We start from the raw sequence: 12,761 nt of genomic DNA on the forward strand, positions 1-12,761 counted from the left end.
TCAGAACGTTAAGACAGAGGTCATCATGGCAATCGAACGTACTTTTTCTATCATCAAGCCAAACGCCGTCGCTAAAAATGTGATTGGTGCTATCTACAACCGTTTTGAAAGCGCTGGCTTCAAAATCGTTGGCGCAAAAATGCTGCAGCTGAGCAAAGAGCAGGCTGAAGGTTTTTACGCTGAGCACCAGGGCAAGCCATTCTTCGATGGTCTGGTTGAATTCATGACCTCTGGCCCGGTTGTTGTTTCCGTGCTGGAAGGTGAAAATGCCGTTCAGCGTCACCGTGACCTGATGGGTGCCACTAACCCGGCAAACGCACTGGCTGGCACACTGCGTGCTGACTACGCTGACAGCTTCACCGAAAACGCCACGCACGGTTCAGATTCTGCTGAATCCGCTGCCCGCGAAATCGCTTATTTCTTTGGCGAAAACGAGATCTGCCCACGTACCCGTTAATCGCCTGGCGATAAACGTTACGTCGGCTTTACAAAAATCTGCGTAGGGGAGGTCACTCCCGCCTGTTATCAGGCTGCAGATGTTGTACAATATTGCGCCTTCATTGACTCAGCTTAATGAAGGCGCAATTTTTTTCACCTATCCCTGAACAGCGCCATAACGTGTAACAACGAGGCCAGAGAATATTATGTCCGAACAGATTGTGACGTCCGCGTCCGCATCCCCTATTGTCGTCTCCCCCAAAAGCCAGAAAATAAACCTGCTGGATCTCAACCGTCAGCAGATGCGCGAATTCTTCCTGTCGCTGGGCGAAAAGCCTTTCCGCGCCGATCAGGTCATGAAGTGGATTTATCACTACTGCTGCGATGACTTCGAGCAGATGACCGACATCAACAAAAAGCTGCGTAACCGGCTGATGGAGCTGACGGAGATCCGTGCGCCAGAAGTGGCAGAAGAGATGCGCTCTACCGACGGCACCATCAAATGGGCCATTCGCGTGGGCGACCAGCTGGTGGAAACGGTCTATATCCCGGAAGGGGACCGCGCCACGCTCTGTGTCTCTTCACAGGTGGGTTGTGCGCTGGAGTGTAAATTCTGTTCGACCGCACAGCAGGGCTTTAACCGTAACCTGCGGGTGTCAGAAATTATTGGTCAGGTGTGGCGCGCGGCAAAAATTGTCGGCGCAGCCAAAATCACCGGCCAGCGTCCTATCACCAACGTGGTGATGATGGGCATGGGCGAGCCGCTGCTCAACCTCAATAACGTGGTCCCGGCGATGGAGATCATGCTGGATGACTTCGGTTTTGGTCTGTCGAAGCGTCGCGTGACCCTCTCCACCTCGGGTGTGGTGCCTGCGCTGGATAAACTGGGCGATATGATCGACGTCGCGCTGGCGATTTCCCTGCACGCGCCTAACGACAAGTTGCGTGATGATATTGTCCCGATCAACAAAAAGTACAATATCGAAACCTTCCTGGCGGCGGTGAAACGCTACATTGGCAAATCCAACGCCAATCAGGGACGCGTAACCATTGAGTATGTGTTGCTGGATCACGTCAATGACAGTACAGATGATGCGCATGAACTCGCCGCATTACTGAAAGAAACACCGTGTAAAATCAACCTGATCCCCTGGAACCCCTTCCCGGGCGCGCCTTATGGCCGTAGCTCCAACAGCCGCATCGATCGTTTCTCCAAAGTCCTGATGGACTATGGTTTTACGACCATCGTGCGTAAAACCCGTGGCGACGATATCGATGCCGCCTGTGGTCAGTTAGCCGGTGAGGTGATCGACCGTACCAAGCGTACGATGCGTAAAAAAATGGCGGGTGAAGCCATCTCTGTGAAGGCTCTCTAAAAGAGTGACTCAGAGCGTTTCCTGAAGTGATGACGCGTGGCAGGCTGCAGCCTGTCAACGTCAACCGGATGGAAACGATTATGCGTAACGGATTACCTGCCGTTTTACTGGCGCTGTTTGTTGTAAGCGGGTGTGTCAGCCAGCATCACGAACCCGGAGCAGAAGAGGTGCGTCTGCAGTTAGGGATGCACTATCTGGCGGGTGGCGACTATGCCGCAGCTGAGCGAAACTTTCTGCGGGCACAGGCCGCCGCGCCAGAGGATTACCGGGTCTCGCTTGCGCTGGCTCGACTGGCGCAGAAGCAGGGTAATCAGACAGCGGCGCAGGCACGGTTTATACTGGCACAGCAGCAGGCCCCGGATAATGGTTTTGTTGCTAACAATTACGGTGCGTTTCTCTGCGCTTTAAGGCAGTATGGCGAAGCGCATCAACAGTTTAGTCGGGCAAGCGCAGCACCGCAGTTTGATGCACGCAATGACGCGCTTGAACTGGCAGGGTTTTGTTATCTGCAGGCTGGCGATATTGCCGCTGCCCGCAGGACACTACGCCAGGCCATTGAGGCTGACAGACGCAAAGCTGATTCGCTGCTGTCGGAAGCTGAAAAGCAGATGGCAGATAACCATCTGGCGAAGGTGCAGGTTTTGCTTGATGTTTACCAGCAACAGCTGCCCGCAACGGCACGAAGTCTGGCGTTACACTTACGTTTCGCCGCGCTACAGGGAGATGCCGCTGACGTTTCACGTTATGGCGACCAGTTAGCGCGACGTTTTCCGCAATCGATACAGTACCAGCGTTATTTAGCTAATGAATACTGAAGCCACTCAAGAAAACTCTGCATTACATTCAACAGGTGAACGCCTGCGTCTGGCCCGTGAGCAGATGGGGCTGACGCAGCAGAACGTCGCTGAACGCCTGTGCCTGAAACTTTCTACCGTGCGTGATATCGAGGAAGACAAATCGCCTGCCGATCTGGCCTCCACGTTCCTGCGCGGATACATTCGCTCCTACGCGCGTCTGGTGCACATTCCTGAAGAGGAACTGCTGCCGATGATGGCGAAACAGACACCGATTCGGGCTTCAAAGATTGAGCCGATGCAAAGTTTCTCGCTGGGCAAACGCCGCAAGAAACGCGACGGCTGGTTGATGATTTTCACCTGGCTGGTGGTGTTTGTGGTGGTGGGTCTGACCGGTGCCTGGTGGTGGCAGAATCATAAAGAGTCGCAGGATGATCTGGTGCCGATGACCGATCAGAACAGCAGCAGCGGTGATAGCGGTCAGTCGATTCCGCTGGGTGAATCCAGCGGTGACAGCGCGGCACCTGCCGCGCCTGACGAAAGCAATACCACCAGTGACAACAGCGCAGCCAGTGCGCCAGCGAGTGCGGCTCCGGCCGCCACTGGCAGCAATAGCGCGACCACCGCACAGCCGGATACCACCAGCAATGCCGTGGTTTCACCGAGCCAGGCGCCCGTGGACAACTCAGCGGCTGCACCTGCGGCCGCGAACACGAATACCAATAACAGCACGGCACCTCAGATGCCAGTAGGTGCAGCGGCGGTCAGTGAACCGGCTGCTGACCCTAATGCGGTGGTGATGACCTTTAACGCCGACTGCTGGCTGGAAGTGAGCGATGCCACCGGCAAAAAACTGTTCAGCGGCATTCAGCGCAGTGGTGGTAAACTCAGCCTCGCAGGAACGCCTCCGTATCGTCTGAAAATTGGCGCGCCTTCCGCTGTTCAGGTGCAATATCAGAATCAGCCCGTTGATTTAAGTCGTTTTATCCGTAATAACCAGGTTGCTCGCCTGACGTTGGGTGCGCAATAACAGCGTATCGCGTACCGGGCAATTGTGGAGAAGAAATATGCATAACGAAGCACCCATTATCCGTCGTAAATCCAAACGCATTTACGTCGGCAAGGTGCCGGTCGGTGACGGCGCACCCATCGCTGTCCAGTCGATGACCAACACCCGCACCACTGACGTGGAGGCGACGGTAAATCAGATCAAAGCCCTTGAGCGAGTCGGTGTCGATATCGTTCGTATCTCGGTGCCTACCATGGATGCCGCAGAAGCATTCAGACTGATCAAACAGCAGGTAAACGTCCCGCTGGTTGCAGATATTCATTTTGACTACCGCATCGCCCTGAAAGTCGCCGAGTATGGCGTCGACTGCCTGCGCATCAATCCCGGTAATATCGGGAACAATGAGCGCATCCGTATGGTGGTCGACTGCGCGCGCGACAACAATATTCCGATTCGAATTGGCGTGAACGCCGGTTCGCTGGAGAAAGATCTGCAGGAAAAGTATGGCGAGCCGACGCCGCAGGCGTTGCTGGAATCTGCCATGCGCCATGTCGATCATCTCGACCGTCTTAACTTCGATCAATTCAAAGTCAGCGTTAAAGCCTCTGACGTTTTCCTCGCGGTTGAATCTTATCGTCTGCTGGCGAAACAGATTGAACAGCCACTGCATCTCGGTATCACCGAAGCGGGCGGCGCGCGGGCTGGCGCAGTGAAATCGGCGATTGGACTGGGTCTGCTGCTGTCAGAAGGGATCGGCGATACGCTGCGTATCTCGCTGGCCGCCGATCCGGTAGAAGAAGTCAAAGTCGGTTTCGATATCCTCAAGTCACTGCGCATCCGTTCTCGTGGCATCAACTTCATCGCCTGTCCGACCTGCTCACGTCAGGAGTTCGACGTTATCGGCACGGTCAACGCGCTGGAGCAGCGTCTGGAAGACCTCATTACCCCGATGGATGTCTCCATTATCGGCTGCGTGGTCAACGGACCTGGCGAGGCGACCCTCTCTACGCTGGGCGTGACCGGCGGCAGCAAGAAGAGTGGTTTCTACGAGGATGGTGTGCGTCAGCGCGATCGTCTCGACAACAATGACATGATCGATCAGCTGGAAGCGCGCATTCGTGCTAAAGCGTCGATGCTGGATGCCAGTCGCCGTATTGATGTGCAGCATCTGGAAAAATAATGGCGTACGCGGTTTGCGTGCGTGACTTTTTTGACTGAACCTGTGCGGTTTCATCCTCATAAGGTATGATGCCGGACAGGTTTTTTTGCATTAAGAGATTCTAACGTGGCGAAGAATATTCAGGCGATTCGCGGGATGAACGACTACCTGCCTGCGGATACTGCCCTCTGGCAACGGATTGAAGGCGTTCTCAAGCAGACGCTGGCGAGCTACGGTTACAGCGAAATTCGCTTACCGCTGGTGGAGCAAACCCCACTGTTTAAACGCGCCATCGGTGAAGTCACCGACGTGGTTGAAAAAGAGATGTATACCTTCGAAGATCGCAACGGTGAAAGCCTGACGCTGCGTCCGGAAGGCACTGCAGGTTGCGTGCGAGCCGGTATTGAACACGGTTTACTCTACAACCAGGAGCAGCGCCTGTGGTATATGGGCCCGATGTTCCGCTATGAGCGTCCGCAGAAAGGCCGCTATCGTCAGTTCTACCAGATTGGCGTGGAAGTGTTTGGTCTGCAGGGACCGGACATCGATGCTGAACTGATCATGCTGAACGCCCGCTGGTGGAAAGCCCTGGGTATCTCTGAGCACGTTCGTCTGGAACTCAACTCTATCGGTTCGCTGGAAGCACGCGCGCATTACCGCGACGCGCTGGTCGCCTTCCTTGAACAGCATAAAGAGGTGCTGGATGAGGATTGTAAACGCCGCATGTACACCAATCCGATGCGCGTTCTCGACACTAAAAATCCCGATATCCAGCAGTTACTGAATGATGCGCCACAGCTTGGCGACTATCTTGATGACGAATCACGTGAACATTTCAGCGGCCTGTGTGCTTTGCTGGATGACGCCGGGATCAGCTACACCGTCAATCAGCGTCTGGTACGTGGTCTTGATTATTACAATCGCACCGTGATTGAGTGGGTCACCGATAGCCTGGGTTCACAGGGCACGGTATGTGGCGGTGGTCGCTATGATGGCCTGGTTGAGCAGCTCGGTGGCCGCGCAACACCTGCCGTTGGCTTTGCCATGGGCATGGAGCGTCTGGTGCTGCTGGTTCAGGCGGTTAATCCTGAATTTGAACCGACGAGCAATGTGGATGTCTATGTTATCGCTTCAGGTCAGGGCGTGCAGTCTGCAGCAATGCAGCTGGCTGAGAAATTGCGTGATGAAGCGCCAGAACTGAGGCTGATGACCAATTTTGGCGGCGGCAACTTCAAGAAACAGTTTGCCCGTGCTGACAAGTGGGGCGCTCGCGTCGCACTGGTGTTAGGCGAGGACGAGGTCAAAGCCGGTCAGGTCGTGATTAAAGATCTGCGCCGTGGCGAGCAGCAAACGCTGGATCAGGCAGAGGCTGCTGCTGTCTTGCGCTCGCTGTTACAGTAAGCGTGACACAGCACCAACCATAGAAAGGAGAGGGATTGCGTGGAAGTGTATAGCAATGAGAACGAGCAGACCGACGCGCTGCGCAACTTTTTTGCCAACAATGGCAAAGCGTTAGCTATTGGCGTGGTGATCGGCATTGCTGCGCTGGGCGGCTGGCGTTACTGGAGCAGTCATCAGGACGATACGGCGAAGACAGTATCAGCGCAGTATCAGCAGCTCACCAGCGCCATGCAGGCGGGCAAACCGGAGACGCTGGAAGCGGTAAACCGTTTTGCCAGTGAAAACAGCAACACCTACGGTGCGCTGGCTGCGATGGATCTGGCGAAGCAGTATGTTGACGCCGGTCAGCTTGATAAAGCTGCGACGCTGCTGCAAAACGGACTGAAAGATACCAAAGATGCCAATCTGCAGGCGGTGATTAACCTGCGCCTGGCACGCATTCAACTGCAACAGAATCAAGCGGATGCGGCGCTTAAAACCCTTGACGGTGTGAAGGGTGATGGCTGGACAGCCATTGTGGCCGATATTCGCGGCGAAGCGCTGCTGACCAAAGGCGACAAGCAGGGCGCGCGCGATGCCTGGAGTAAAGGGGTTGAATCTGACGCCTCTCCGGCATTGAAGCAAATGATGCAGATGAAGATGAATAACTTAAGCTAAGCCAGTCAAGAGAGAGCGCATGGAATTACGTAAATACCTGCTGCCGGGACTGATTTCAGTCACTTTGCTCAGCGGTTGTTCGCTGTTTAGCGGCGAAGAAGATGTAGTAAAAATGGCCCCGTTGCCGAAGGTGGAAAATCAGTTCACGCCACAGAAAGTGTGGAGCACCTCGGTAGGCGATGGTGTCGGTGATTTCTACTCAAATCTGCATCCTGCCTGGCAGGATAATACGGTTTATGCTGCCGACCGCTTTGGTATCGTCAAAGCGCTCGATGCCGCAGACGGTAAAGAAAAATGGAAAGTCGATCTCTCTGAGAAAACCGGCTTCTTCTCTAAAAATCGCTCAGCCATGTTATCAGGTGGCCTGACGGCTGATGGCGATCGGGTCTATGTGGGCAGCGAGCGCGGCCAGGTTTATGCCCTCAACAGCAGTGATGGTAGCCTGGCGTGGCAGACGAAAGTCGCCGGTGAAGCCCTGTCACGTCCGGTAGTCAGCGATGGTCTGGTGCTGGTTCATACCAGCAACGGCATGTTGCAGGGCCTGGATCAGAGCAGCGGTGCCGTGAAGTGGAGCGTCAACCTGGATATGCCAGCGTTGTCTCTGCGCGGTGAATCTGCTCCGGCTGTCGCTTTTGGTGGCGCGATTGTCGGTGGCGACAATGGTCGTGTCAGTGCCGTGGTGCTGAACCAGGGACAACTGGTCTGGCAGCAGCGTATTTCCCAGGTCAGCGGTGCTACTGAGATCGATCGTCTTAACGATGTCGATACCACACCGGTTATCGTCAACGGCGTGGTTTACGCGCTGGCGTATAACGGCAATCTGACAGCACTGGATCTGCGTTCCGGCCAGATTTTGTGGAAACGCGAAATTGGCGGTGTGAAAGATCTGATTGTGGATGCCGGCCGCATCTATCTGGTCGATCAGGACGATCGTGTGATTGCGCTTAACGCTGACGGCGGTGTCGCCATCTGGCGTCAAAGCGATCTGTTGCATCGCAACCTGACTTCACCGGTGCTCTACAACGGCTATCTGGTTGTCGGCGACAGCGAAGGTTATCTGCACTGGCTGAACACCACGGATGGTCGTTTTGTTGCGCAGCAGGAACTGGATAGCTCAGGCTTCCAGACCGAGCCGGTGGTCGCCAGTGATAAGCTGCTGATCCAGTCGAAAGATGGTGAGGTTTATGCGATTACCCGTTAACGGGTACACGTCTGGCAGGTGAAATCCTCCGTTCCGACGGCTCCTGATTTAATCAGGGGCCGTTTCGTTTTTAGTCAGGCATGGTATTCTTTGCGCCTTAAGCCTGAACTTGACGGCCAGAGCCGTTATAATCACGCCATTCGGGCGATTAATTATTTATTGAGGCATTTTGTTATGGTACCTGTGGTCGCGCTGGTTGGGCGTCCCAATGTGGGAAAATCTACGCTATTTAACCGCTTAACCCGCACACGTGATGCGCTGGTAGCGGATTTTCCTGGACTGACTCGCGATCGCAAATATGGTCGCGCCGAAGTGGAAGGGCGCGAATTTATTGTTATTGATACCGGTGGTATCGACGGCACCGAAGAGGGTGTTGAAACGCGGATGGCCGAGCAGTCACTGCTGGCGATTGAAGAAGCGGATGTCGTGCTGTTTATGGTCGATGCGCGTGCGGGCATGATGGCCGCCGATCAGCAAATCGCTAAGCATCTCCGTTCCCGCCAGAAAGCGACTTTCCTGGTGGCCAACAAAACTGACGGGATGGATCCTGATCAGGCGGTTGTGGACTTCTATTCACTGGGCCTGGGCGAGATACACGCCATTGCGGCATCGCATGGTCGTGGTGTGAGCAGCCTGATAGAAGAGGCACTGCTGCCATGGATGGACAAAGTTGAGACGGTCGAGCTCACGGAAGAAGAAGAGAACCAGGCGTACTGGGCTGCGCTTGAAGCTGACGAGATTGCTGAGCAGGAAGCCGCCGAGGAAGAAGAAAACTTCGACCCGACGGGCCTGCCGATCAAACTGGCGATTGTTGGCCGTCCTAACGTAGGTAAGTCAACGCTTACCAACCGTATTCTCGGTGAAGACCGCGTGGTGGTCTACGATATGCCGGGCACCACCCGCGACAGCATCTATATTCCGATGGAGCGTGATGGACGTGAATACGTTCTGATCGACACGGCGGGTGTGCGTAAGCGTGCCAAAATCTCTGACACCGTAGAGAAATTCTCGGTGATCAAGACGCTGCAGGCGATTGAAGATGCCAACGTGGTGATGCTGGTGATTGATGCTCATGCCGGTATTTCCGACCAGGATCTGTCGCTGCTTGGCTTCATTCTCAACAGTGGTCGTTCGCTGGTGATTGTGGTCAACAAATGGGATGGCCTGTCGCAGGAAGTGCGTGATGAAGTGAAAGAGACACTGGACTACCGTCTGGGCTTTATCGATTTCGCCCGCATCCACTTTATCTCTGCGCTGCACGGCAGCGGCGTCGGCAATCTGTTTGAGTCGATCACTGAAGCCTATGACTGTTCGACGAAGCGTGTAAACACCTCGCTGCTGACCCGTATCATGAATATGGCGGCAGACGATCACCAGCCACCGCTGGTACGCAGTCGTCGCGTTAAGCTCAAATACGCGCACGCGGGGGGCTATAACCCGCCTATCGTGGTAATCCACGGTAATCAGGTTAAGGATCTGCCAGATTCTTACAAACGCTACCTGATGAACTATTTCCGTAAATCACTCAACGTGATGGGAACGCCAATTCGTATTCAGTTCAAAGAGGGTGATAACCCTTACGAAGGCAAACGTAACCTGCTGACACCAACGCAGCAGCGTAAACGTAAGCGTCTGCTGGCGCATATGAAAAAGAACAAGCGTTAAGAATAGAGGGCCATCTGGTCCTCTTTTTTTTGCTCTGAATAAACCGGAGCAGGGAGAAAATAATGACTATTATTTGCGAAAAATGTCAGCAACCGCTGTCGCTCAGTGACGGTGAATTTATCTGTAATACCTGCGGTACGCATTACCCCGCACAACCCTGCTGTCCGGCGTGTCATCAGCCGCTTGAGGTGCTCAAAGCCTGCGGCGCGGTGGACTATTTTTGCCGGAACGGACATGGCCTTATCTCCCGCAAGCGCGTCCTTTTCCAGCCACCAGGTCACTGACACCGCTTTCAGCTACGCTTAAAACGTCTGAGAATTCAGAGCGACGACTGGCTCATTTTGTAGCAAAAATGCTATTGCGCCGTAACAAATGAGTTGTAGATGTTCACTCTGTAATGTACCAGGTGGTACAATCCTGCCGCGTCGTGGGAGGGGCCAGCCACATCCGTGTTCTTCCGGCCCCTCGATCTCACGGACACGGGTCTGTTTATATTTGATTTGAAACCGAGCGGTGCCCGGCGCGGACTGACTTAACGCGCCGGCGTCCGGATGGCATCTGTCCGGGCGCTCTGTTTATTCAGGAGAGTAAGTATTATGGCTGAAACATCCTCCCGCTCCGGAAAGGGGCTGGGAATAGCATCCGTGCTGCTCGGACTGGTGCTGCTTGCCACCGGTCTGTTTTTTGCAATTGGCGGCGGCAAACTGGTTGCACTTGGTGGCAGCGGGTACTTTTTAATTGCGGGTATCGTCACTGTACTCTCCGCAATTCAGTTCTTCCGTCGCAAATCCTCGGCAGTGGTTCTGTTCCTGCTGGTCTTTGTCGGCACCCTGATCTGGTCGCTGTTCGACGCGGGCCTGGAATTCTGGCCGCTGGTATCACGCCTGATGGTGCCTGCCGGACTGATGCTGCTTGCCTTCCTGATCTGGCCTTCACTGCGTAAACATGAAGGTAAGCACTCACTGGCAAAACCCTCTTATGCGTTCTCTGCGCTGCTGGCGGCAGGCATGGTTGTTACGCTGGTGCAGATGTTCCAGCCACATCCTACCGTTGCAGGCACGGGCGAAGAGCTGCCGCTGATCCCGGTAGATAAAGCGAAACAGCAGAAAGACTGGGATAACTACGGTAATACCCCGCAGGGCAGCCGCTTTGTGGCGCTGGATCAAATCACCCGCGACAACGTGAAAGATCTGCAGGTGGCCTGGACTTTCCGTACCGGTGATACCCCTGTCAGCCCGACCGGCAACGGCGCAGAAGATCAGCAGACACCGTTGCAGATTGGCAATACCCTTTATCTCTGCACACCGCACAACAACGTTATCGCCGTTGAAGCCAACAGCGGTAAGCAGATCTGGAAACGTGAAATCAATGCCAAAGCGGAAGTCTGGCCGCGCTGCCGTGGTCTGGCTTACTTTGACGCCACGAAACCGCTGCAGCAGCCAGATAAGCCGGGGTCTTCACCTGTGACTGCCGCAGTGTTGCCAGCCGGTGACAGCTGTCAGCGTCGTATTCTGATGAACACCATCGACGCGCGTCTGATTGCGATCAATGCTAACAACGGTGAGTTCTGTGAAAACTTTGGCGATCACGGCATCGTTGATCTCAAAGCGGGCATGGGCAAGGCACCGGATCCGCAATATCAGCTGACCTCAGCGCCAACCCTGGCTGGCACCACTGTGGTGGTCGGCGGTCGCGTAGCGGATAACGTGCAGACGGATATGCCGGGTGGCGTGTTGCGTGGCTTTGACGTTATCACCGGCCAGATGCGCTGGGCGTTTGACCCAGGCAATGTTGACCCGAATGCGATATTGATGCCGGGTAAAGATTATACCCGCAGTACGCCGAACTCATGGGCGCCAATGTCTTACGACCCGGCAATGAACACCGTGTTCATTCCAATGGGCAGTTCGTCGGTTGACCTCTGGGGTGCGAACCGCACTGAGCTGGATCACAAATATGGCGCATCGGTTCTGGCGCTGGATGCCACGACCGGTAAAGAGAAGTGGGTTTATCAGACCGTGCATAACGATCTGTGGGACTTTGACTTGCCGATGCAGCCAAGCCTGATCGACTTCCCGCAAAAAGATGGCACTACCACACCTGCGGTAGTGATTGGCGGCAAAACCGGCATGATCTTCGTACTTGACCGTATGACCGGCAAGCCGCTGACCAAAGTCGAAGAACTGCCGATGCCGCAGGGTCATATCCCGAACGAGCAGTACACCAAAACGCAGCCACACTCGACCGGGATGCCGCAGATTGGCAACCAGACGCTGAAAGAGTCTGACATGTGGGGTGCCACGCCGTTTGATCAGCTGGCCTGCCGCATTGGCTTCAAATCTATGCGCTATGATGGCCTGTTCACCGTGCCGGACACCGACAAGTCTCTGAGCTTCCCGGGTTCGCTGGGCGGTATGAACTGGGGCAGCATGTCGGTCGATCCGAACAACCACCTGTTGTTCGTCAATGATATGCGTCTGGGTCTGTGGGTTCAGATGATCCCGGCTGATACCAGCAATATTGCGCGCGGCAGCAACGGCGGCGAAGCGATCAACACCGGTATGGGTGCCGTTCCGCTGAAAGGCACGCCATATGCTGTGAATAAAAATCGCTTTATGTCACCGCTGGGTATCCCATGTCAGAAACCGCCATTTGGTACGCTGTCGGCGATTGACATGAAAACGCAGAAAATCGTCTGGCAGGTGCCGGTCGGCACGGTGCAGGATACCGGACCATTCGGTATCAAGATGCGCGTGAAAATGCCGGTTGGCATGCCAACGCTGGGCGGTACGCTGGCCACGCAGGGCGGCCTGGTGTTCATCGCGGGTACGCAGGATTACTATCTGCGCGCCTTTGATTCTTCAACCGGTAAAGAGGTGTGGAAAGCACGTCTGCCGGTGGGCAGTCAGGGTGGCCCGATGAGCTACGTCTCACCGAAAGATGGAAAGCAGTACATCCTGATCTCGGCAGGTGGCGCACGTCAGTCACCGGACCGTGGTGATTATGTGATTGCTTACGCGCTGCCAGACAGCAAGTAACAACGCTTAAGGAAAAGGGCCGA

The 12,761-nt window shown here is 55.0% G+C and carries 11 protein-coding genes; all 11 read left to right on the forward strand.

Going from position 1 to position 12,761, the window contains the following annotated elements; genetic code table 11:
* Positions 1-25: 25 nt before the first annotated feature.
* The 11 genes from ndk (at position 26) to OK412_RS00510 (ending at position 12,738) form a co-directional block, all read left to right on the forward strand.
* A complete protein-coding gene (gene ndk / locus OK412_RS00460; protein ID WP_003848684.1) occupies positions 26-457 on the forward strand; it encodes a nucleoside-diphosphate kinase in 432 nt (143 codons plus the stop codon).
* Positions 458-644: 187 nt separating this feature from the next.
* Positions 645-1,814 (forward strand): bifunctional tRNA (adenosine(37)-C2)-methyltransferase TrmG/ribosomal RNA large subunit methyltransferase RlmN, encoded by a 1,170-nt coding sequence (locus OK412_RS00465; protein ID WP_010257560.1) that lies wholly within the window; start codon positions 645-647, stop codon positions 1,812-1,814.
* Positions 1,815-1,894: 80 nt separating this feature from the next.
* Positions 1,895-2,629: a type IV pilus biogenesis/stability protein PilW gene (pilW, locus tag OK412_RS00470; protein ID WP_029519436.1), complete on the forward strand. Its 735-nt coding sequence runs from the start codon at positions 1,895-1,897 to the stop codon at positions 2,627-2,629.
* Entirely contained in the window at positions 2,619-3,638 is a 1,020-nt protein-coding gene (gene rodZ / locus OK412_RS00475; RefSeq protein ID WP_033758630.1) for a cytoskeleton protein RodZ, read from the forward strand. The genes pilW and rodZ overlap by 11 nt, the downstream gene beginning before the upstream one ends.
* Positions 3,639-3,675: 37 nt before the next feature.
* A complete protein-coding gene (gene ispG, locus OK412_RS00480; protein ID WP_003848692.1) occupies positions 3,676-4,797 on the forward strand; it encodes a flavodoxin-dependent (E)-4-hydroxy-3-methylbut-2-enyl-diphosphate synthase in 1,122 nt (373 codons plus the stop codon).
* Between the two features lie 105 nt (positions 4,798-4,902).
* Positions 4,903-6,177, forward strand: coding sequence for a histidine--tRNA ligase (gene hisS, locus OK412_RS00485; protein ID WP_010257545.1), 1,275 nt, complete (start codon positions 4,903-4,905; stop codon positions 6,175-6,177).
* Between the two features lie 39 nt (positions 6,178-6,216).
* Positions 6,217-6,834, forward strand: coding sequence for a YfgM family protein (locus tag OK412_RS00490; RefSeq protein WP_010257542.1), 618 nt, complete (start codon positions 6,217-6,219; stop codon positions 6,832-6,834).
* 19 nt (positions 6,835-6,853) lie between these two features.
* On the forward strand, positions 6,854-8,035 hold the full coding sequence (gene bamB, locus OK412_RS00495) for an outer membrane protein assembly factor BamB (protein WP_010257539.1): 1,182 nt from the start codon (positions 6,854-6,856) through the stop codon (positions 8,033-8,035).
* Positions 8,036-8,209: 174 nt separating this feature from the next.
* Positions 8,210-9,700, forward strand: a complete 1,491-nt coding sequence (gene der, locus OK412_RS00500; protein ID WP_010257536.1) for a ribosome biogenesis GTPase Der — start codon at positions 8,210-8,212, stop codon at positions 9,698-9,700.
* A gap of 62 nt (positions 9,701-9,762) precedes the next feature.
* On the forward strand, positions 9,763-9,984 hold the full coding sequence (locus tag OK412_RS00505; protein ID WP_010257531.1) for a zinc ribbon domain-containing protein: 222 nt from the start codon (positions 9,763-9,765) through the stop codon (positions 9,982-9,984).
* 312 nt (positions 9,985-10,296) lie between these two features.
* Positions 10,297-12,738 (forward strand): glucose/quinate/shikimate family membrane-bound PQQ-dependent dehydrogenase, encoded by a 2,442-nt coding sequence (locus tag OK412_RS00510; RefSeq protein WP_264352571.1) that lies wholly within the window; start codon positions 10,297-10,299, stop codon positions 12,736-12,738.
* The last annotated feature ends 23 nt before the right edge of the window (positions 12,739-12,761 follow it).

The organism is Pantoea sp. JV6 (genome assembly GCF_025910055.1).
Lineage (GTDB): Bacteria > Pseudomonadota > Gammaproteobacteria > Enterobacterales > Enterobacteriaceae > Pantoea > Pantoea agglomerans.

Excerpts from the sequence above, each read along its gene's own strand:
- ndk (WP_003848684.1), top strand. The coding sequence starts at position 26 with ATGGCAATCGAACGTACTTTTTCTATCATCAAGCCAAACGCCGTCGCT.
- OK412_RS00465 (WP_010257560.1), top strand. The coding sequence starts at position 645 with ATGTCCGAACAGATTGTGACGTCCGCGTCCGCATCCCCTATTGTCGTC.
- pilW (WP_029519436.1), top strand. The coding sequence starts at position 1,895 with ATGCGTAACGGATTACCTGCCGTTTTACTGGCGCTGTTTGTTGTAAGC.
- rodZ (WP_033758630.1), top strand. The coding sequence starts at position 2,619 with ATGAATACTGAAGCCACTCAAGAAAACTCTGCATTACATTCAACAGGT.
- ispG (WP_003848692.1), top strand. The coding sequence starts at position 3,676 with ATGCATAACGAAGCACCCATTATCCGTCGTAAATCCAAACGCATTTAC.
- bamB (WP_010257539.1), top strand. The coding sequence starts at position 6,854 with ATGGAATTACGTAAATACCTGCTGCCGGGACTGATTTCAGTCACTTTG.
- der (WP_010257536.1), top strand. The coding sequence starts at position 8,210 with ATGGTACCTGTGGTCGCGCTGGTTGGGCGTCCCAATGTGGGAAAATCT.
- OK412_RS00505 (WP_010257531.1), top strand. The coding sequence starts at position 9,763 with ATGACTATTATTTGCGAAAAATGTCAGCAACCGCTGTCGCTCAGTGAC.
- OK412_RS00510 (WP_264352571.1), top strand. The coding sequence starts at position 10,297 with ATGGCTGAAACATCCTCCCGCTCCGGAAAGGGGCTGGGAATAGCATCC.